This window comes from Anoxybacillus sp. B2M1, from assembly GCF_001634265.1.
Lineage (GTDB): Bacteria > Bacillota > Bacilli > Bacillales > Anoxybacillaceae > Anoxybacteroides > Anoxybacteroides rupiense.
Map to the genome: position 1 here is coordinate 3,195,596 of NZ_CP015435.1, position 19,321 is coordinate 3,214,916.

The following is a 19,321-nucleotide window of genomic DNA, read 5'->3' on the forward strand; positions in this document are numbered from 1 at the left end:
TATGTGTGAAAAAAAACAGTCCCCTATCAACTCAAATCCATTCAGAGAAACCCTACCCCCATTACATTACACAAAATTCTTGACGGTACCTCAGCCCCCATTCGATGGAAACTTTTTGAAGGCCTCGCAGGACAAAGCGGCGAAAACCGCGATTTTGTTTGATTTGCCCGAACACACTCTCAATATCGGTTTTACGTTGGCGGTATTGTGCTTGTCCTACTTCACTCTCGAGTCGTTCCCGAGCTTTCCGTTTTTGTTCGTGATAGACCGGGTTCCATTGCGTGGTCCGTCCGTACTGGGAAGTTGTGCAGGCAGAACGGAAGGGACACCCCTCGCATTCGTGGCATGGGTAGTGTTGGGTGACCGAGGTGTATCCCGATTCGGAAGTCTGTTTCGATGTTCCGATACGGACCAGCTTTTTCCCGTTCACACAAATCCAAACGTCTTCTTCCTTGTATGTCCAGTTCCGCTGATGATGTGGATTCTTTTGGATCTTGGGAGTATTCTCTTTCTCGTATGTGTTGCACTTAATCAAGGCAGATAGGTTGTTCTCTTCCAGCTTCACGTAGTTCTCTTCCGACCCATAGGCCGCGTCACCGATCAACCGTTCAGGCTCGACCCCGTACTTCTCTCGAACGGTCTCCAAATGGGGGAGAAGACAACGGGTGTCGCCAAGTCTCTGATAGAGGGAATACCCCAAAATAAATTGCTCGGAAGAACCCACCTGTACGTTATAAGCGGGCTTCAGCTGACCGTTCCGCATGTGATCCTCCTTCAATCGCATGAAGGTGGCATCCACGTCGGTCTTGGAATAGCTATGGCAGTCTCCGCATACATGAAGTTGGTGCTCGTATTTTTCACTGCGGGGCAAGTACCCCTCTTTCATCGTCTTGATGGATTTCTTCAACGCTTTGTGGTCCGGTTCGGCCTCGAGTCGTTCTTCCCACTCCCTCGTTTTCTGCCGAATTTCTTCTGAAGTCCAAGCAGGCGGAGCGTCAGATTCTTCTGTGTTTTCTTTCTCCACGATCCCGTCGATGTGGGCGATGAGCTGATCGACGTTGGCTTGCAGTTTCTCCCGGTACTTCTCGGCGGACTTGCGCCAAACGAACGTGTACCGGTTGGCATTCGCTTCCACTTTTGTTCCATCGACGAAATAGTCTTCCATCTTGACATAGCCATCATCGACAAGCAGGGTGATGATTTCCCGGAACAGATCGTCAATGAGCTCCTTCATCCGTTCCGAGCGAAACCGGTTAATGGAACGAAAATCCGGCTTTTGAAACCCGCTTAACCACATGAGTGGAAGGTGTACCTCCAATTCTCGAGCAATTTCCCGACCGTGGTACATTTTTTGCGTGTAAGCATAAAGAATGATTTTCGTCATCATTTTAGGGGGATAGGCAGAGGCGCCTCCTCCTTTGTAATAAGACAAAAACGTCTCCATGGGGATACGTTCGACCATCTCGTGAACGACATGGGCCATGTTATCCGGTGGAATCAGATCCGCTATATGGCTTGGCAATGTAAGGTTGTCCATGGTATACTTAGTGCTTCATAAAAGAATCGCTCCTTGTTTTTGTGTTGAATGTGGTTGGGGTGACTCCATTCTAACAAAAATGGAGCGATTTTTTTATTTGTTTCCTAAAAACAAGGGGGCTGACCGCAAAACGTGTTAGCGTTTTGGGGCAGCCCCTTTTATGAATAAAAAATTATCTGAATTTACTTGATGTTAAGCGTTTTCAGAATATATGATAATAAAATAATCATTGTAAAAGAAAAGTATATCTTTTATAATGTCTACTATAAAAGGACAAATGTACATATAAGAGAAACAAAAGGGGTGGAAAATGTGGCAAAACCGATTGCAGTAGGCTTATTAGGATTAGGAACAGTGGGGAGCGGTGTAGTTAAAATCATTGAAAATCATCAGGATCAGCTTATCCATCAAGTGGGTTGCCCTGTTGTTGTGAAAAAGATTCTTGTGCGCGATGTATATAAGGAACGTGATGTTCAGGTGAACACTTCATTGCTGACGACCCGTGCTGATGAGGTGATCAACGATCCAGAGATCGATGTGATTATTGAGGTAATGGGAGGAATTGAAGAAACGAGAAGGCATCTTTTGCAAGCATTACAGCAAGGAAAGCACGTAGTGACGGCTAATAAAGATTTAATGGCCTTATATGGTTCGGAATTGCTGGCCACAGCAACAGAAAACGGATGCGATTTATTTTATGAAGCCAGCGTTGCAGGGGGCATTCCCATTTTGCGAAGCCTTGTCGAGGGATTAGCTTCTGACCGCATTACAAAAATGATGGGGATTGTCAACGGAACGACTAATTTTATTTTAACGAAAATGTGCAAATACGGGATGCCTTATGAGCAAGTGCTTGCAGAAGCCCAGGATCTTGGCTATGCGGAAGCCGATCCGTCCGCGGATGTTGAGGGATTGGATGCAGCCAGAAAAATGGCAATTTTGGCCCGTCTTGGTTTTTCTATGAATATCGATTTAGAAGATGTACAAGTAAAAGGCATTACGGATATTACGGAGGAAGATTTAGATTATAGCAAACGTTTAGGTTATACGATGAAATTAATCGGCATTGCCCATCGTGATGGCGATAAAGCCGAAGTCAGCGTGCAGCCGACGCTGCTTCCTGATTCACACCCGCTTGCTTCTGTGAGCGACGAGTACAACGCTGTATATGTATACGGGGAAGCCGTTGGAGAAACGATGTTTTATGGACCCGGAGCAGGCAGCTTGCCAACCGCGACCGCTGTCGTATCGGATTTGGTAGCGGTGATGAAAAATATGCGGCTTGGCGTCAACGGTAGAAGTGCAGTCGCCCCGCAATACGAGAAGCGTCTAAAATCACGTTCAGAAATCTTTTCTAAATATTTTGTACGCATCCATGTGAAGGATGAAGTGGGGGCATTTGCTAAAATTACCGCAATTTTTGCTGAGCAGGGGGTAAGTTTTGAAAAAATTCTTCAGCTTCCGCTTAAAGAAAAAGGGCTGGCCGAGATTGTCATTGTTACTCACAGGGCCTCACAGCAGGCTTACGAAGACATTTTGCAGCGTTTAAGGGATCTTGAAATTGTTCATCAAGTCAAAAGCTCGTACCGCGTAGAAGGGAATGGAAATTGATGATGTGGAAGGGATTATTGCATGAATATCGTCATTTTTTGCCGATTACAGAAAAAACCCCGCTTCTTTCACTAAATGAAGGAAATACTCCGCTTATTCGTTTGGAGCGTTTATCGAGGTTGCTTGAAATCGATCTTTATGTAAAGGTCGAAGGGGCCAATCCAACGGGTTCATTTAAAGACAGGGGAATGGTTATGGCTGTCGCCAAGGCGAAGGAGGAAGGAAGCCATACGATTATATGCGCTTCGACAGGAAACACCTCTGCGGCAGCGGCTGCGTATGCGGCCAGAGCAGGATTGCGCTGCATTGTTGTGATTCCGCACGGGAAAATTGCAATGGGCAAGCTAGCTCAGGCCTCGATTTATGGAGCAGAAATTTTCGCCATTGAGGGCAATTTTGACGAGGCCTTGAAAATGGTGCGCCGGCTTAGTGAAATGGCGCCAATTACCCTTGTTAACTCGGTCAATCCATATCGAATCGAAGGGCAAAAAACAGGGGCCTTTGAAATTTGCGATCAACTGGGAAAGGCACCGGATGTACTAGCGATTCCTGTTGGTAATGCGGGAAATATCACCGCTTACTGGAAAGGGTTTAAAGAATATCATGAAGCGAAAGGCACGGGTCTTCCAGAAATGCGCGGGTTTGAAGCAGAGGGGGCGGCAGCGATTGTCCGCAACCAGGTCATTACTCAACCAGAAACGATTGCAACCGCGATTCGCATCGGCAATCCGGCAAGCTGGAATCAAGCGGTGCAGGCCGCTAGCGAATCGAAAGGGAAAATTGATGAAGTATCCGATCAGGAAATGGTGACGGCTTATAAGCTTCTTGCCAGAGAAGAAGGCATTTTTGCCGAGCCAGCTTCATGCGCATCCCTGGCAGGGGTCATCAAGCAGAGAAATAACAAGGAAATCAGCAGCGGAAGCACAGTCGTTGCCGTGCTTACGGGAAATGGATTAAAAGATCCGGCGATTGCCATCGATGTGGCAGAAATCAAGCCGCTTGTTCTCCCAAATGAGGAGCAGGTCGTATTTGAGCATATTCAAGGGGCTGTTCGCCAATGAAAGAAGGAGAGATGCTAAAGATCGTTGTTCCAGCCAGTACGGCTAATCTAGGACCTGGATTTGATTCTCTTGGTCTTGCCGTTTCTCGTTATTTAGAATTGGAAGTGCATAAAGGCGATGAATGGCGCTTCATTCCTCAAACGGCTGAAGTTCAAACGATCCCTCAAGGAACGGAAAATTTGATTTTTCAAGTGGTAGAACGTCTTGCCAGCCAGTATGGGCGTGCTCTGCCGCCTTGCGTTGTCAAGGTATCCAGCGATATTCCATTTACGCGCGGACTGGGGAGCAGCGCTGCCGCTGTTGTCGCTGGAATTGAATTAGCTAATGAGCTTGCGGACTTATCCTTGACAATGGAGGAAAAAATACGGCTGGCTGCTACTTATGAGGGGCACCCTGACAATGTTGGCGCTTCATTATATGGAGGACTGGTCATTGGCAGTCATCGTAATGAGGAAACGACGATTGTCCATCTTTCTGATATTGATCTCGATTTGGTCGCCGTCATTCCCAGCTATGAATTGGAGACAAAAAAAGCACGCAGCGTTCTGCCGCAATCGTTCACTAGGGCAGAAGCAGTAGAGGCAAGCGCTATAAGCAATGTTTTAGTCGCTGCACTGCTCATGAAAAACTGGGAGCTGGCCGGAAAGATGATGGAATGCGATTTATTTCATCAGCCGTATCGTCAAGAGCTGATTCCAGAATTACCGCTTGTCCTGCCGCTTGCGAAGGAATATGGAGCGTTTGGTGTAGCGTTGAGCGGCGCAGGGCCAACAATCCTTTGTTTTGTTGAGCCTGGAAAGGGAGAACATGTAAGAGAACGATTGGCTCCTCATTTTCGGCATTGCCAGGTTGAAACGTTAACCGTCGAGCCAAAAGGAAGTCAAGTGTATAAAACAACCTTAGAAGCATATGAAATGGATAGGTAAAAGAAGAGAAGGGCGTCCCGCTTAGGACACCCTTCTATTTATGTTTAGAATACTTGCTCTACTTCAACGACTCCTGGCACTTCTTCTAAAAGAGCACGTTCAATTCCGGCTTTTAAAGTGATGGTTGAGCTTGGGCAGCTGCCGCAAGCACCAAGCAAGCGCAATTTAACTACGCCGTCCTCAACGTCGACAAGCTCGCAGTCACCGCCATCGCGAAGAAGGAATGGGCGCAACTTATCTAACACTTCTTGTACTTGTTCTTTAATTTCCAAATCGCTCATTCTTATCGACTCCTTTCCTTAACTTTATTATAATCGGTATAAAGAAAAAAATCTAATAACTTTATTTGTCATAGAGAGGAAAGGTGGCCGCCTATGTCGTTGAAGCAAGTGGAAATATGCGTATATGGGGCAGAGGTCATATGTGCTTCGTGTGTTAATTTGCCCTCTTCAAAAGAAACGTATGAGTGGCTTGAAGCCGCCATTAAACGGAAATATCCGGATCAGCCGTTTCTTATCACATATGTCGATATTTTTAATCCGCCGGATGACGAGGTTAAGAAAGCGTTTGCGGAAAAGGTCATTGAAGAGGATTTATTTTACCCGGTTGTGGTTGTGGAAGGAGAAATTGTGGGAGAAGGAAATCCGAAGCTAAGGGCCATTTATGAAAAAATGGAGCAATACGGTTATCAAGCCGTTGAGCAACTGTAAAAATAAAACACGGCCGTCAAAAGTTTTTCCTATAAACTTGGCGGCCGTGTTTTATTTTTACACAAGTGTTGATGAACCATTATTTTACTAAACATATGGAATGATTGGGCTAGAAATCAAGCCAGTCAATGGGTTTTTATTGGAGCATCCACACACCTGACATTTTTATGCATTCAGGCTTTGCTGACTGGAAGCAGAAGCATGCAGCCTTCGGGAAAAGTAGCTGTGCAAAATCATACCGATGACAATGGCTAGCATGCCGAACCATGAAAGGGCTGAAGGCATGGGAGCCGACAAGAGGAGGATTTCTCCGAACACGGCGAAAAGCACTTCCATTGATTGTGTTGCTTCAACAGCCGCCAGCTTATGCATATCTTTGCGCACCATGTCGGTAGCTTGAAAAAAAAGAATCGTAGCAATAATTCCTGAAAAGATAGCGACGAGCAGTGACTGGATGATTTGTTCCTTGCTTGGTGCGCCTGCTGTCAGCAACCCGTATAGCGATAAGAGCAGCCAAAATGGCAGGCTGGCCAACGTCATTCCAAGCGTTCGCTGATAGCTATCCAAACGGCCGCCGCAAATTTCCATCATTTTACGATTACCAAGCGGATAAGCGAAGGAAGCGACAATGACTGGCGCAACACCGAGCAGAACCGTGCGCCAAGATACATGGTTGGCTTGCTCAAGCTGCATAAGAATAATGCCGAAAAAAATGATCAATGAGATCGCCAGCCCTTTAATAGGAATCTTTCCCCGAACTTTTTTCAATCCTTGTGGCGTTTCGATGGTCTCGAAAAAAAGAGGAGCGAGCAACGACCCGGATATAATCGTAAATTGCCACGTCCCGGCAATCAGCCAGCCTGGAGCATACATGGCAGCAAAGCAAAGCGGGGCGTAAAACAGCCCGAATCCGACCAAGCTCCACACGAACCAAGAGCTAGGCTGCTTTCTCATTTCTTGAAACAAAACCCGCGTGTTTTTTCGTGAAGCGACAATAAGAAAAAGAAACGGTACCATAAAAATAAATCGCAGTGATGCGCTCCACACCCAACTTCCTCCAGATAATTCCATTGATCGATTAAGGATAAAAGTGGAGGCAAAGAAGAAGGCCGCACCAATTCCTAAGAAAATCGGACGCAATGAGCTCACCTCTTACATGTGATTGAATGATCTAAAACATACATGTGGATAAAATAGTTTCCCTCGCTTTCACTATTTGCATCAACCCACTAGATCTGGCGGGGTATATGACTTATTTTAGCAGAGATGGAGGAGAAGGGGTATCGATAAATACAAGCTTGAAGATGGAAAGCCCTTTCTTTTGACCACCCATATGAGATGGTGTCAGAACCGCGTTAGATGAGGAACATCGTATTTGTAAACCTGTGAACGACTCAGCACTTATGAAGTGAGAGACGATTTTCTAAGAGGCATTTCAAGTTTCCATGTAGTACGTACTGGATGGAAGAAAAAATAAAGTCGGGGAAATCCATTGATCGTTTGCTAGATTTATTATTGTTGCATATCTTTTTTCAATCAAAAAGGCGGAAATGACTCCGCCTTTTTTTACATCAAAAAACCGTCCAAGTTTTGATTTTTTATAAGCAAATACTGATTGATCAAAGGGTTTGAAGATATTTTGAGCCGTTTTGCATCAATATCCATTATGATATTTGTACATCCAAAGAACGCCAGATTTTAACAGACGCGGCACTCTGCCGGTTAAAGGACGGTCAGCGACAAGGCCAAATCCATGCTTTTTGCCGAGAGAACCGAGAATGCCTTTTAGCTTAATCGGCGGAAATTCGTTTGGCGGTTCTTCTCCGCGCCAGCGGCTTTGCAGCACTTGAACAATTTGCTCTGCCTGTCCTTCCGCAAGCTGTGCGCTTGGGGAATGAGGAAGGCTCGCACAGTCGCCGACAACATAGACATTTTCATATTCAGGGATATGGTGCTGGTTGGTTAAGACCACGCGGCCTTGCCCGTCTTTCTCCACATTTAACTCACGAACGACCCGGCTTGGCTGGATTCCTGCTGTCCATACAATGGCGTCACAGTGAATAGGCTCATCGTGATTATATAATATGCCTTCTTCAACTTTTGTGATATTGGAATGGCGGACAATGCTGATGCCATGCTCATGAAACCAGCTTTCGACATATTGGCTGAGCCGCTCTGGAAACATAGGTAAAATTCGTTCTCCGCGGTCAAAAAGCATCACGTGAAGATCAGGACGGCTTTCGGCCAGCTCACTTGCCAATTCGACACCGCTTAATCCTGCTCCAACGATACCGACAGTGGACTGCGGAGGTAAATTGCTTAATGTTTGATATGTGACACGGGATTTTTCAATCGACTGGATGCTATGTGTAAACTGTTCCGCCCCAGGGACGTTATGATACTTATCCTCACAGCCTAATCCGATGACTAAATCATCATATGCGACAGTCGTCCCATCATGCAATAAGACCGTACAGGCATCCAAATCAATACGAACAACTTCTCCAAAGCAATATGTGAGGCGAGGGTGTTCTGGAAAAGGTACACGAATATCGTGGTCGCTGACGGTACCAGCAGCCAATGCATAGTATTCCGTTTTTAAACAGTGATACGGAACACGGTCAATCAGCGTAATGTGAACGTTCTCAGGTAAATGGTTTGGGAGAAGGCGAAGCAAAATTCGCATATTTCCATAGCCCCCACCAAGCAGAACGAGGTTTCTCATGCTAGAATTCCCCTTTTGTAGTTGTCTTTTCACGCAAAACGTTGACCAAATGACATTAAAAGTATAGCGAAATTGTGACAAAATCACAATAATTTTTCGAAAAAAATGATAAATATATAAAGGACTTTCTTTATTCAGGATGGCGGAATCAAGAAATAAAGTGTCATAAATTGACGGCGACGATAAAAATCGTTACCATTTAAAGCAGGTAGTGAGGTGACAAGCGTTGATTCAGCCAATTATTGAATTTTGTATAAGCAACTTAGCGAATGGTTCACAAAAAGCGCTGGAAAAATTGGAAAAAGATCCGAACCTAGATATCATTGAATATGGATGCCTAAGCTATTGCGGGAAATGCGGCCAGTCGCTTTTTGCGTTAGTAAACGGCGAAGTAGTAACAGGGGAAACGCCGGAGCATTTGGTAGAAAACATTTATAAATTTCTTGAGGAAAATCCAATGTTTTAGAAAAAAGCGGCTGCAGACAGCCGCTTTTTGAATATCCTTCTTTATATGGTCGCCGCTTGATATGTTAGCATAGAGTTCGTCAGATTTTTGCCATGCGAATGCGTGAAGAAAAGATCCGTCACAAGAAGCTCTGAATCTAAGATTTATTCGTTCAATCTTTATAAATGCATGCATATCGATTTTTGGGAGCCATTGGTGCTAGAAATCGACCACTTGCGCTTATTTTAGCCGTTCATCGCCGTGTTGATGGCTAGAGTTTTCGCCGCTGCGAATTTCCTGCCATCGTTCATGAGCCATAGCAATAATCCCTGTTTCAATGGTTTCCTTCTTTTTCGCAATCACTTTTGAAAAATATAAAATCGCCTGTTTTGTTTCACCTAATCTTCGATGCAGTTCACCTATGAGATAAAGAATACGCACCTCAGACATATGGGTGCCAAGAAAATCGTCGTTGCTATAGGATGCCATGTATTCCTGTAAAGCGAGGCGCATAAAACGCTTTTCTTGTTCAGGAACTTTGTATGTGCGATAAAGCCAAGCAAGACGCATATACAATCCAGCAAGAACAATGTGTTTTTCCTGCTTCAGCGTAGCTGAATAAATCCCGAGCTTATACGTGCTAACCGCTTCTTGAAACGTTCGCTTTCCACTATAATTGTGTCCGCTCCAAAGCTGACAAATATATTGCTGAATCGCTTCAAATGTTTGAGGAGGGAAATAAGCAGAAAAATCTTCTGTCACCGAAAATCCGCAATGAGGACAAACACTCACATAATAAAGCAGCGGATTTAGGTCTTCAGACTGGTAGTATGAACAAAAATCGCTGTCGTGTTTTATTGGCCGAAGAAAGCGGGAGCGAATCTTTTTCGTGGTGTATGGCTGATGACAAACAAGGCAAGAAATCTTTCGATCATATAACTCATTTATTTCCATGATGCTTCCCCCGCGATTGATTTAAGGATAAAGGCCTATTACAAATTCATTATACAGATAAGAGCACAAAAAAAGAAGATGCCAGAGCATCTTCTTTTAAAGGTGTATATGAAAAAACGGGGGATATTTTCATTGTTTCCCAACAATATCGCGTTTATACTTATATGTACAAAATTTTTAGGAGGATGCACAATGGGCAATTTTTCGTTTGCGAAAATGCACGGCTTAGGAAACAGTTATATATATGTCAATTTGTTTGAAGAGACGATCCCAGAAGAGCTTTTGCCAGAGCTAGCGATCAAAGTATCCAATGTTCACACAGGGATTGGATCGGATGGACTGATTTTAATTTGTCCGTCAAACGTCGCTCCTGTGCGCATGAGGATTTTTAATAGTGACGGCTCGGAAGGAAAAAATTGCGGCAACGGCCTTCGCTGTGTAGCGAAATATGCTTATGAGCATCAGTTGGTGAAGGAGCGCTCATTTTTTATTGAAACATTGTCAGGGCTGGTGAAAGCGGAAGTTTCTGTGGAAAATGGCCTTGTGACTAACGTAACTATTGATATGGGTCACCCTCGCCTTAAGCGGAGTGAAATTCCGATGATCGGAGAGGAAGCAGAGCAGGTGGTCGCAGAACCGATTCGGATCGCTGATCAAACATATACGATGACCGCTGTTTCCATGGGGAACCCACATGTCATTTTTTATGTAAATGATATTCACCAGGCTCCTGTGACCTCGCTTGGTCCTATTGTTGAAAAAGACAAACGGTTTCCAGAGGGGGTTAATGTGGAATTTGTAGAAGTGGTCAGTGATCATGAACTGCACTTTCGTGTATGGGAGCGCGGTTCAGGAGTCACACAGGCATGCGGAACAGGGGCATGTGCAGCGGTGGTAGCCTCCGTACTGAATGGTTGGACGGCCCGTAATCGTGAAACAGTTGTTCATCTGTTAGGTGGCGATTTATTTATTACCTGGACAGAGGAAGGAAATGTGCTGATGACAGGGCCTGCCGAAACGATTTGTACAGGTGTGTATGAGTACTAAGACCAAGTGTTGATCTCAATCGGTAAATGGATCTTTGGCCCAAATGATCGTTAGTTGTCTAAAGAAAGCTAAAGCTGTAGCAAAATGGAGGCTGACGATTTGAATCGTTTGAACAAGTGATAGGAAAACAGATATACTAATGAAAAAGGAGGGAATGATATGAGCGATGTCATTCAGTTGACGGAAGCAGCGGCGTTTCAAATTAAAGATATGATGAAAGAGCATGGAGAAGAGAACGCTTATCTCCGCGTAGGAGTAAAGGGCGGCGGCTGCAGCGGATTATCATATGGCATGGGGTTTGAACATGACCGCCATGAAGATGATCATGAGCTGGAGCAGCATGGTATTAAAATATTGATTGATAAAGAAAGCGCGCCAATTTTAAAAGGCACGATTATCGATTACAAACAGTCGTTAATGGGTGGAGGTTTTACAATCAACAACCCGAACGCGATCGCCACATGTGGCTGCGGATCGTCGTTCCGTACGGCGGCAAACGCTGGAACACCGGAGGAGTGCTAAGGCTATTTAGCGACGAACTTCTTTATAAAAAGGGCGTCCTTATGTTAAGGGCGCTCTTTTGTGCTATTTGCCATAAACATTGTGCTCCATATTGTGAAGAAAATAAAACACGGCAGGGAGGTCTAGGAATCGACCGCCCTGCCGCAGATGGTTTAGAACATAGAAGAAGAATGCATTGGCTGTACTTTGGCTTTTGGATCAATATAGGCTTTCGCGTTATTGACTGCCGTTGGCGCTTCACCGAAGCCGCAGGCAATTAATTTTACTTTTCCTTCATATGTGCAAATATCGCCAGCTGCATAAATGCCTGGAATATTTGTTTCCATTTTGGAGTTTACTTTAATGGAGTTTTTTTCAATTTCAAGTCCCCATTCTTTAATCGGTCCAAGGGATGATACGAATCCATAGTTGACCACTACGGCATCCACATCAATCGTTTCTTTTGAGCCGTCTTTTGCATTTTCGAGAATCACTTGGCGAATGCCCCCATCGTCACCGACTAAATCAACGGGCACAAATGGTGTTTTGACAACAACTTTGGAATTCATTAAATTCTCTACACTATGCTCATGAGCCCGGAATTTATCGCGGCGATGGACAATGGTCACTTTTTCAGCAATTGGCTCAAGCATAAGCGCCCAATCGACAGCCGAGTCGCCGCCGCCGCAAACAAGCACTTTTTGTCCCGCAAATTTATTTAAATCATCAATAAAGTAATGCAGGTTTTTCCCTTCATATTGAGCGGCATCTGCTAACTCAAGGCGTCGTGGCTGGAAGGCGCCGTTTCCAGCTGTAATGATGACAGCTTTCGAATAATGGATTTCTTTGTTTGTTGTCAGTTTGAAAATACCATCATCCTGCTTTTCCAGTTTTTCAACGGATTGTTCTAAGCAAACGGTCGGATTAAATTTCGCCATTTGCTCCTTTAAATTATCAATCAGTTCTTGTGCGCGAATTTTAGGAAACCCAGCGACGTCGTATATGTATTTTTCTGGATAAAGAGCAGATAACTGTCCTCCCAATTGTGGAAGGCTTTCAATAATTTTTACGCTTGCTTGGCGCATTCCTCCATAAAACGCTGTAAACAGCCCGGTTGGTCCGCCGCCAATAATCGTAATATCATATACCTTCTGGTCTTCCTTCATGACCCCTTCTCCCCCTACTCAATGAAAAATGCAGACACTTACATCATAACATATTCATTACTTTTATAAAAAAGAAAAAAACCACTTGAAAACGATACGAAAAAAGACTAATATGTTTTTGGATGGATTGTTAAGATTTTTTGACAATTATTCGACATTTTTTTGTCCCTTATCGTGAATTTATTCACAAACTTTTTTCAATAAAATGCAGCATGAAAGCGCACGCTAGTGGTAAATGCTGCAAATAAAAAATAAAAAGGTGGAAGTGATTGAGTTGAAAAAGCCAAATGTTGTAATTTTAGGGGCAGGCTATGGCGGTTTGATGACCGCGGTGCGCTTGCAAAAGTTTGTTGGAGTGAATGAAGCGAACATTACTCTTGTCAACAAAAACAATTATCACTACGAAACTACGTGGTTGCATGAGGCCTCAGCTGGAACGCTGCATCATGATCGCGTGCGCTATCCAATCGCTGATGTGATTGATCGCAGCAAAGTGCAATTTGTGCAAGATACGGTTGTTAAAGTAGTTCCGCAAGAGAAGCGAGTGATTTTACAAAACGGCGAATTAACTTACGATTATTTAGTCATTGCGCTCGGTTTCGAATCTGAAACATTTGGCATTAAAGGGCTAAAAGAGTACGCATTTTCTATTGCTAACGTGAATGCCGCCCGCCAAATTCGCGAGCATATCGAATATCAATTTGCGACCTATCATACAGAAGAAGAAAAGCGCAATGAGCGTTTAACGATTGTTGTTGGCGGTGCTGGATTTACGGGTATCGAATTTCTTGGCGAGCTGGCAAACCGCATTCCAGAGCTTTGCCGTGAATATGATGTGGATCCGAAAAAAGTGCGCATCATTTGCGTTGAGGCTGCTCCGACAGCTCTTCCTGGCTTTGATCCAGAGCTTGTGGAATATGCGGTTAGCTTGTTGGAGCGCAAAGGAGTAGAGTTTAAAATCGGAACAGCCATTAAAGAATGTACACCAGAGGGCATTGTGGTTGCGAAAGGTGACGAAGTTGAAGAAATCAAAGCAGGCACAGTCGTTTGGGCCGCGGGTGTGCGTGGAAGCTATGTCATTGATGAATCTGGCTTTGAAGCAATGCGGGGCCGTGTAAAAGTGGATCCGTTCTTGCGCGCTCCTGGTTATGATAACGTATTCATTGTCGGCGACTGTTCACTAATGATTAATGAAGAAACGAATCGCCCATATCCGCCTACAGCACAAATTGCGATGCAGCAAGGCGAGTTATGCGCGAAAAACCTTGCCGTTTTAATTCGCGAACAGGGCGAACTGCAGCCATTTAAGCCAGATATTAAAGGAACGGTATGTTCGCTTGGGCATGACGACGCTATTGGCGTTGTGTTTGGTAAAAAGATGTGGGGGGCAAAAGCAAGCTTTATGAAAAAAATGGTTGACAATCGTGCCCTCTACTTGATTGGCGGTCCATCTCTCGTTATGAAAAAAGGAAAATTTAAGTTCTTCTAATAAAGAAATTGTATGGGCAAACAAGCTTTTGTTTGCCCTTTTTTAAAATTGAAGGAAAAAGAGGTTGGAGCTATATGAAAAAGAAGCGTGGGCATGTGTGGCTGGCGGCGGCAGGGATCGTACTAAATGATGCGGGGGATTGGCTTGTTGTCAAGAAGAAGTATGGCGGATTGCAAGGACAATGGTCATTGCCGGCAGGATTCGTGCAGCGTGGAGAAACAGCAGATGAAGCGGTGATCCGGGAAGTGGAGGAAGAAACAGGAATCCAAGCCGAAGTGATCGGATTGATTGGATTGCGCACAGGAGTCATAGATGATGAAATCAGCGACAATATGATGATTTTTTTGTTGAAGGCTTTATCCAAAAAATGGTCATCCAACAAGATGAACCATGGACAGCGGCGTTTTTATCGAAAGAGTCTCTTTTGAGTGATTCAAGTGCGTCGACTTTGCTGCAGCATCTGCTGAAAGCATGGCCTTTATCCTATTTCCATTTTCATAACGGATTGGATCCGGGTGAACCATTTGGATATACAAAATACCACGTTTATTTCAAAAATTCAAAAAATTAAGAAAAACAGAGGAAATGAAAGGATTTTGCCAATGTATCCGTTTACATCGGGGGAAATCGTCCGAAATGCTCCTTTTCTTTTTGTATAGATCTTTGATATATTATCAGAAAATTAAGAAAAGGGAAGAGGGATGACATAATGAAAAAGACAGAATCAACGGTATGCCCATATTGTGAAGGAAATGGTTACGTTCAATTGTTGTTAGGCGGTTCAGAAACATGCTATTGCTGCTCCGGAAAAGGAACCGATAGCAAAAATCATAAATAAATGATAACTGAGGGGCAAGTTTATATGCTTGCCTCTATCATTTTGCTACGCAAAAGCGCTTATATGAATGCTTTCATTGACTCCCATTCTACGTTTCAGTACACTTAAGAAGGATGTACTGGAGGTGATGGGGATGGAAATGAGCGTACCCGTTTTATTAATATCCATGTTATTGTTTTTTGTGTTATTTTTTGGGATTGGCTTTTTATTGAATATGATTTTAAGAATGTCATGGATTATGGCTATTTTAAGCCCGATTGTCTTTATTTTTATTATTGATGATGTGAGATGGACAGAATATTTTACTCATCCAGGCGCTTCGTTTACTGCGCTCAAACACAAAATATTATCGCTGGCGCCTGCTGATGTTATGATCCTTAGCAGCGGGCTTGTCGGCGCTATTTTTGCCGGAATTGCGATTCGGGCGCTGCGTGCTAAAGGATATCAAATGTTTTAAGACTTTCGCTGAATAAGCGAGAGTCTTTTTTATTTTCTCATTCTTCCCGGTGAATATTTCGTTTTCCCTGTGGAAATAAATAGAACCATGGGAGGAGTGAGGAAATGAATATGATTAGAAGAATGAGTATGACGCTTTTATTTATCGGCGCGTTTTTTACTACCTTTCAATCTGTTTCTGGAGTAGAAGCGAAGACAATTGTTCACTCACTTTATAATTCATCTGTTTCATTTTTTCAACGCAGTTATTCTTTTTTTGATAACTTCGAGATAGACAACCATGCATTAGCAAATGAGCAATGGACTCGATATGAAGAGCGGGTGCAGCCGCAAATTTCATCCGAACAAACGATGAATCACTCGCTAAACTTAGAGGAAGCGATCGATTGGTCGCAATACCCTTCCACTACTGTTGTTGCGACTGGCTATACAGCAGGCGTGGAATCGACAGGGAAATCGCCGAACCATCCGGAATACGGCATTACTTATTCAGGAGTACGAGTCAAACGAGATCTCTTTTCAACGATTGCTGCTGATTTAAATGTGTTTCCTATTGGAACGATTTTGTTTATTCCGGGATATGGATATGGGGTAGTGGCAGATAAAGGAGCGGCTATTAAAGGGCACCGCATTGATTTATACTACCATACAGTAGATGATGTGTACAAACATTGGGGCAAGAAGACGGTGAAAGTTTATATTGTGAAAAAAGGAAATGGGACATTATCCGAGCAAGAGCTAACTAAATTAAATGAGGATGAAGCCATGCAAGTGTTTCGGCAACAATATTTAAAATCGGAAAGCTAATGAAAATAGAGAAGGGCTGTTCATGACAGCCCTTCAGATTGTTTTAAATGCTTCCATCCTGCGTCTTTACTCGGCCATGTTTCTTGTCTGCCAAGAGGCTTCAAGCCAGTCTGATTTGAGGCCATCATCAATGAAGAATGTTAAAATGGTTGTAGACAAAGTCAACAGTGACTTTGTCTTTTTTCGTGAAGTAAAGGATCGATATGATCATATTCTGGAAATATGTCAGGGTGAAGCAAAGAAGCAAGCTTTTTTAATCCGAGCAGTAGTCTTGGTGAAGGACGGCAAAATAAAGATTCTTCGAGGACGGAAATGCGCCCTGCTTTTACTGCTTGGATTTCGCTCCATCCGGGACGCTTGTTGACGATGGCTGGATCGATTTTTTCCGTTCTCACTCCAACCCAAACAAGGCAAATATGTTCCGGGTTTCGTTTTTTTACTTCATTCCAGTCTGTTTGGATATTGGCTGCCTCGATATCAGCAAAAACATTCGTTCCTCCCGCTAGGGCGCTTATTTCAGTAAGCCAATTTGTTCCTCCAGGAGTGAATACAGGTTTTGGCCACCATTCCCAGTAGAGAGAGGTCGGCGCCTCGATATTTTTAGCTAGTTGCTTATAGTGATGGATAAATGCTTGGTAACGAGTGACGATTTTTTGTGCTTGTTCTTTTTTGTGCATTGCTTCGCCTAATAAAAGCAAATCGGAAGCAATATCATCCAACGAATTTGTCTGGAAGACGATATAAGGAATACGCCGTTTTTGCAGCTCAGCAATATTTCTCTCCATTCCTGGCACGCTTAAGGAAGCAAGCACAAGATCTGGATTCATCCTTTCTACTGCATCCATATCGATCTTTAGATCAGGCCCCACTTTAGGGAGTGAATGTACCGCTCTTGGCCAATCCGAATAATCGTCTACGGCGATTAAATTCTCTAAGCCTCCTAGGTAAGCGAGCAGTTCTGTATTGCTTGGGCATATGGAAATGATTCTCATGACTATCACCTCTTTTTTATTCCATAATGGTGTATTCTTCTTCTGCTGTGCGGTTTCCTTGTGATATGCTGAAAAAGGGGAGGGAGAAGCGTGTATCCGCTTGCGTATTATGAGTTTTTTGTGAAATTTAACGAGGGAGATTTTTATACGTGCCATGATTTATTGGAAGAAATTTGGATGGAGGATAAAAGCAATTTTTTCATTAAAGGATTGCTGCAAATGACGGTAGCTTTATATCATTATAGCTATGGCAATGTGAAAGGAACACGGATGATGATGGAAGCTGCCCAAAACTATTTGCAGCCTTATCGGCCCATCCATTGGGGGCTGGATGTAGAAGCGGTATACAGCTTTATTGAACGCTGTCTTGACTTGATTCCAGCAGATATTGAGCGAGTGGATTTTTCTCAGATTCATCGTCTGCCTTCTCTTCCTGAGCTTGTATTAGTGTTACAAGATTAGCTGGCTAGCGAAATGGGATGATGCATTGTATGATGATAGAGGAAAAATCAGACAAAGGAGGATTCATATCATGTTTAAAGTGGTTCAGGAGTCTCTAAATGAAACAAAGCATGAGGCTTGTATTGTTGGGATATTTGAGCGGCAGAGCGCATGGGGTGGTGTGCTGGCTGCTTGGGATGAACAGTTAAATGGACAACTTACAGCATTGTTGAAAGAAGGAGATCTTTCTCCAAAGCGAAAGCAAATTGCTAAAATACATACGCTAGGGCAATTGAATATCAAGCGCCTTTATTTTGTAGGATTAGGCAAGGAATCAGACCTGACATTTAATGGATTACGAGAAGCGATTGGCCGGCTGTTTAAAATGTTAAAAGGAGAAAAGCTCACAGAAGCAGCAGTGGCTCTCGATACGTTTATTACCGAAAATCTTGATGCTAGCGAGGCAGCTCACGCTTTTGCTGAGGCGTTTGCGCTGGCGACATATCAATTTGTCGGATATAAACAAAAATCAAATGAACCAGAAAAGAAACTGGAAGAGATGACTGTCTATACAGCGGCGGACCCTAAAGAAGTGGAAGCGAGCCTTTTGGTCGGTTCTGTTTATGGAAGGGCTACCAATTCAGCTCGGACGCTGGTGAATACACCAAGTAATTTATTAACAGCGACAGATTTGGCCGATTATGCAGTAGAATTGGCGCAAAAATATAAGTTTGAATACGAGGTGCTGGAAAAAGCGGAAATGGAAAAGCTCGGAATGGGAGCGCTGTTGGCTGTTAATAAAGGGTCGTCGGAACCGCCGAAAATGATTGTGTTGAAGTACCAAGGGAAGGAAGCGCGGGAGAATGTCATCGCGCTTGTCGGAAAAGGAGTAACCTTTGATACAGGCGGCTATTCCATTAAAACGAAGGATGGAATTGTCGGTATGAAGACCGATATGGCCGGTGCAGCCGCTGTCCTTGGTGCGATGGAAATTATCGGTGAACTCCGGCCGGAGCAAAATGTGATCGCCGTCATTCCAGCTACCGATAATTTAATTAGCGCTGATGCGTTTAGACCGGACGATGTGATTACATCCATGAGCGGTAAAACGATTGAAATTAAGAATACTGATGCAGAAGGGCGCTTGATTTTAGCGGATGCCATTACTTATGCCAAGCATCATGGTGCGAACTACATTATCGATGTAGCTACCTTAACAGGGGGTGTCATTATTGCGCTTGGTGTCCATACTACAGGAGCGATGACGAATCATGAGGAAATGTTTGAGCAGCTTTTAGAGGCATCAGCGGAAACCGGTGAATATATTTGGCGCCTGCCAATTACAGAAAAAGATAAGGAACGTGTACGCAATAGCCCGATCGCTGATCTCAATAACTCTCCAGGACGCGAAGGACACGCGATTATGGGCGGCGCCTTTCTCGCTGAATTTGCCGAGAACACTCCTTGGGTACATTTAGATATTGCCGGTACCTCCGTTACATCGAAAGACCATGATTTAGGGCCGGCCGGTGCAACCGGTGTGATGGTGCGAACTCTTGCTACTTTCGTCGAGCGTTTCCAGTAAGGAGAAGAAGCCGTTTATCAGCGGCTTCTT

At 43.9% G+C, this 19,321-nt stretch carries 19 protein-coding genes and 2 pseudogenes; 14 read left to right on the top strand and 7 right to left on the bottom strand.

All coding sequences use genetic code 11. The features are described from left to right. Positions 1 to 61: 61 nt before the first annotated feature. Positions 62 to 1,537 (bottom strand): IS1182 family transposase, encoded by a 1,476-nt coding sequence (locus GFC28_RS15535; RefSeq protein ID WP_044745120.1) that lies wholly within the window; start codon positions 1,535 to 1,537, stop codon positions 62 to 64. Positions 1,538 to 1,849: 312 nt separating this feature from the next. Here GFC28_RS15535 and GFC28_RS15540 point away from each other — a divergent pair, with 312 nt between their 5' ends. Genes GFC28_RS15540 through thrB form a run of 3 tightly spaced genes read left to right on the top strand, consistent with a single transcriptional unit; the run spans position 1,850 to position 5,135 of the window. Next, the gene (locus tag GFC28_RS15540) at positions 1,850 to 3,148 is read left to right on the top strand and encodes a homoserine dehydrogenase (RefSeq protein ID WP_044745125.1); all 1,299 of its coding nucleotides are present in this window, start codon (positions 1,850 to 1,852) and stop codon (positions 3,146 to 3,148) included. Beyond that, positions 3,148 to 4,209 (top strand): threonine synthase, encoded by a 1,062-nt coding sequence (gene thrC, locus GFC28_RS15545; RefSeq protein WP_044745119.1) that lies wholly within the window; start codon positions 3,148 to 3,150, stop codon positions 4,207 to 4,209. The genes GFC28_RS15540 and thrC overlap by 1 nt, the downstream gene beginning before the upstream one ends. Further along, a complete protein-coding gene (gene thrB, locus GFC28_RS15550; RefSeq protein WP_044745118.1) occupies positions 4,206 to 5,135 on the top strand; it encodes a homoserine kinase in 930 nt (309 codons plus the stop codon). Before thrC ends, thrB begins: the two co-directional genes overlap by 4 nt. Positions 5,136 to 5,179: 44 nt before the next feature. On the opposite strand, the pseudogene GFC28_RS15555 reads toward thrB, so the two are convergent. Beyond that, positions 5,180 to 5,481: pseudogene (locus tag GFC28_RS15555) on the bottom strand (NifU family protein). A gap of 28 nt (positions 5,482 to 5,509) precedes the next feature. On the opposite strand from GFC28_RS15555, the gene GFC28_RS15560 reads away from it, so the two are divergent. Then, positions 5,510 to 5,845, top strand: a complete 336-nt coding sequence (locus GFC28_RS15560; protein ID WP_044745117.1) for a YuzD family protein — start codon at positions 5,510 to 5,512, stop codon at positions 5,843 to 5,845. 165 nt (positions 5,846 to 6,010) lie between these two features. On the opposite strand, the gene GFC28_RS15565 is transcribed toward GFC28_RS15560, so the two are convergent. Both GFC28_RS15565 and GFC28_RS15570 read right to left on the bottom strand, forming a co-directional pair. Further along, entirely contained in the window at positions 6,011 to 6,985 is a 975-nt protein-coding gene (locus tag GFC28_RS15565) for a DMT family transporter (protein WP_044745116.1), read from the bottom strand. Positions 6,986 to 7,499: 514 nt separating this feature from the next. Beyond that, on the bottom strand, positions 7,500 to 8,570 hold the full coding sequence (locus tag GFC28_RS15570; RefSeq protein WP_044745115.1) for an NAD(P)/FAD-dependent oxidoreductase: 1,071 nt from the start codon (positions 8,568 to 8,570) through the stop codon (positions 7,500 to 7,502). Between the two features lie 226 nt (positions 8,571 to 8,796). Between GFC28_RS15570 and GFC28_RS15575 the strand changes: the two genes are divergently transcribed. Further along, positions 8,797 to 9,036: a YuzB family protein gene (locus GFC28_RS15575; RefSeq protein WP_044745114.1), complete on the top strand. Its 240-nt coding sequence runs from the start codon at positions 8,797 to 8,799 to the stop codon at positions 9,034 to 9,036. A 219-nt stretch (positions 9,037 to 9,255) separates the two neighbouring features. Here GFC28_RS15575 and GFC28_RS15580 read toward each other — a convergent pair whose 3' ends face one another. After that, on the bottom strand, positions 9,256 to 9,963 hold the full coding sequence (locus GFC28_RS15580; protein ID WP_052661008.1) for a DUF2225 domain-containing protein: 708 nt from the start codon (positions 9,961 to 9,963) through the stop codon (positions 9,256 to 9,258). Between the two features lie 198 nt (positions 9,964 to 10,161). Between GFC28_RS15580 and dapF the strand changes: the two genes are divergently transcribed. Both dapF and GFC28_RS15590 read left to right on the top strand, forming a co-directional pair. After that, the gene (gene dapF / locus GFC28_RS15585; RefSeq protein ID WP_044745112.1) at positions 10,162 to 11,016 is read left to right on the top strand and encodes a diaminopimelate epimerase; all 855 of its coding nucleotides are present in this window, start codon (positions 10,162 to 10,164) and stop codon (positions 11,014 to 11,016) included. Between the two features lie 159 nt (positions 11,017 to 11,175). Further along, a complete protein-coding gene (locus GFC28_RS15590; RefSeq protein ID WP_044745111.1) occupies positions 11,176 to 11,538 on the top strand; it encodes a HesB/IscA family protein in 363 nt (120 codons plus the stop codon). Positions 11,539 to 11,690: 152 nt separating this feature from the next. On the opposite strand, the gene GFC28_RS15595 is transcribed toward GFC28_RS15590, so the two are convergent. After that, positions 11,691 to 12,683 carry an NAD(P)/FAD-dependent oxidoreductase gene (locus GFC28_RS15595; RefSeq protein WP_044745110.1) on the bottom strand — a complete coding sequence of 331 codons (993 nt, stop codon included), beginning with the start codon at positions 12,681 to 12,683 and terminating at the stop codon, positions 11,691 to 11,693. Positions 12,684 to 12,948: 265 nt separating this feature from the next. Between GFC28_RS15595 and GFC28_RS15600 the strand changes: the two genes are divergently transcribed. From GFC28_RS15600 to GFC28_RS15615, 5 genes and pseudogenes are all read left to right on the top strand, one after another. Continuing rightward, a complete protein-coding gene (locus GFC28_RS15600; protein WP_044745124.1) occupies positions 12,949 to 14,172 on the top strand; it encodes an NAD(P)/FAD-dependent oxidoreductase in 1,224 nt (407 codons plus the stop codon). 74 nt (positions 14,173 to 14,246) lie between these two features. After that, positions 14,247 to 14,743 (top strand): annotated as a pseudogene (locus GFC28_RS15605) (NUDIX domain-containing protein). 138 nt (positions 14,744 to 14,881) lie between these two features. Continuing rightward, positions 14,882 to 15,010 (top strand): YuiA family protein, encoded by a 129-nt coding sequence (locus GFC28_RS19555; protein ID WP_044745109.1) that lies wholly within the window; start codon positions 14,882 to 14,884, stop codon positions 15,008 to 15,010. Between the two features lie 133 nt (positions 15,011 to 15,143). Further along, positions 15,144 to 15,467, top strand: coding sequence for a YuiB family protein (locus GFC28_RS15610; protein ID WP_044745108.1), 324 nt, complete (start codon positions 15,144 to 15,146; stop codon positions 15,465 to 15,467). Between the two features lie 104 nt (positions 15,468 to 15,571). Beyond that, positions 15,572 to 16,273, top strand: a complete 702-nt coding sequence (locus GFC28_RS15615) for a 3D domain-containing protein (protein WP_044745107.1) — start codon at positions 15,572 to 15,574, stop codon at positions 16,271 to 16,273. Between the two features lie 161 nt (positions 16,274 to 16,434). Here GFC28_RS15615 and GFC28_RS15620 read toward each other — a convergent pair whose 3' ends face one another. Further along, complete coding sequence (locus GFC28_RS15620) at positions 16,435 to 17,265, bottom strand: cobalamin-binding protein (protein WP_044745106.1); 831 nt, start codon at positions 17,263 to 17,265, stop codon at positions 16,435 to 16,437. A gap of 90 nt (positions 17,266 to 17,355) precedes the next feature. Here GFC28_RS15620 and GFC28_RS15625 point away from each other — a divergent pair, with 90 nt between their 5' ends. Next, complete coding sequence (locus GFC28_RS15625; RefSeq protein ID WP_044745105.1) at positions 17,356 to 17,727, top strand: DUF309 domain-containing protein; 372 nt, start codon at positions 17,356 to 17,358, stop codon at positions 17,725 to 17,727. 70 nt (positions 17,728 to 17,797) lie between these two features. Continuing rightward, on the top strand, positions 17,798 to 19,291 hold the full coding sequence (locus GFC28_RS15630; protein ID WP_044745104.1) for a leucyl aminopeptidase: 1,494 nt from the start codon (positions 17,798 to 17,800) through the stop codon (positions 19,289 to 19,291). Positions 19,292 to 19,321 lie beyond the last annotated feature (30 nt).

Bases quoted from the DNA above. Each gene is read 5' to 3' on its own strand.
- GFC28_RS15535 (WP_044745120.1), bottom strand. From the start codon at position 1,537: ATGGACAACCTTACATTGCCAAGCCATATAGCGGATCTGATTCCACCG.
- thrC (WP_044745119.1), top strand. From the start codon at position 3,148: ATGATGTGGAAGGGATTATTGCATGAATATCGTCATTTTTTGCCGATT.
- thrB (WP_044745118.1), top strand. From the start codon at position 4,206: ATGAAAGAAGGAGAGATGCTAAAGATCGTTGTTCCAGCCAGTACGGCT.
- GFC28_RS15560 (WP_044745117.1), top strand. From the start codon at position 5,510: ATGTCGTTGAAGCAAGTGGAAATATGCGTATATGGGGCAGAGGTCATA.
- GFC28_RS15570 (WP_044745115.1), bottom strand. From the start codon at position 8,570: ATGAGAAACCTCGTTCTGCTTGGTGGGGGCTATGGAAATATGCGAATT.
- dapF (WP_044745112.1), top strand. From the start codon at position 10,162: ATGGGCAATTTTTCGTTTGCGAAAATGCACGGCTTAGGAAACAGTTAT.
- GFC28_RS15590 (WP_044745111.1), top strand. From the start codon at position 11,176: ATGAGCGATGTCATTCAGTTGACGGAAGCAGCGGCGTTTCAAATTAAA.
- GFC28_RS15595 (WP_044745110.1), bottom strand. From the start codon at position 12,683: ATGAAGGAAGACCAGAAGGTATATGATATTACGATTATTGGCGGCGGA.
- GFC28_RS19555 (WP_044745109.1), top strand. From the start codon at position 14,882: ATGAAAAAGACAGAATCAACGGTATGCCCATATTGTGAAGGAAATGGT.
- GFC28_RS15610 (WP_044745108.1), top strand. From the start codon at position 15,144: ATGGAAATGAGCGTACCCGTTTTATTAATATCCATGTTATTGTTTTTT.
- GFC28_RS15615 (WP_044745107.1), top strand. From the start codon at position 15,572: ATGAATATGATTAGAAGAATGAGTATGACGCTTTTATTTATCGGCGCG.
- GFC28_RS15620 (WP_044745106.1), bottom strand. From the start codon at position 17,265: ATGAGAATCATTTCCATATGCCCAAGCAATACAGAACTGCTCGCTTAC.
- GFC28_RS15630 (WP_044745104.1), top strand. From the start codon at position 17,798: ATGTTTAAAGTGGTTCAGGAGTCTCTAAATGAAACAAAGCATGAGGCT.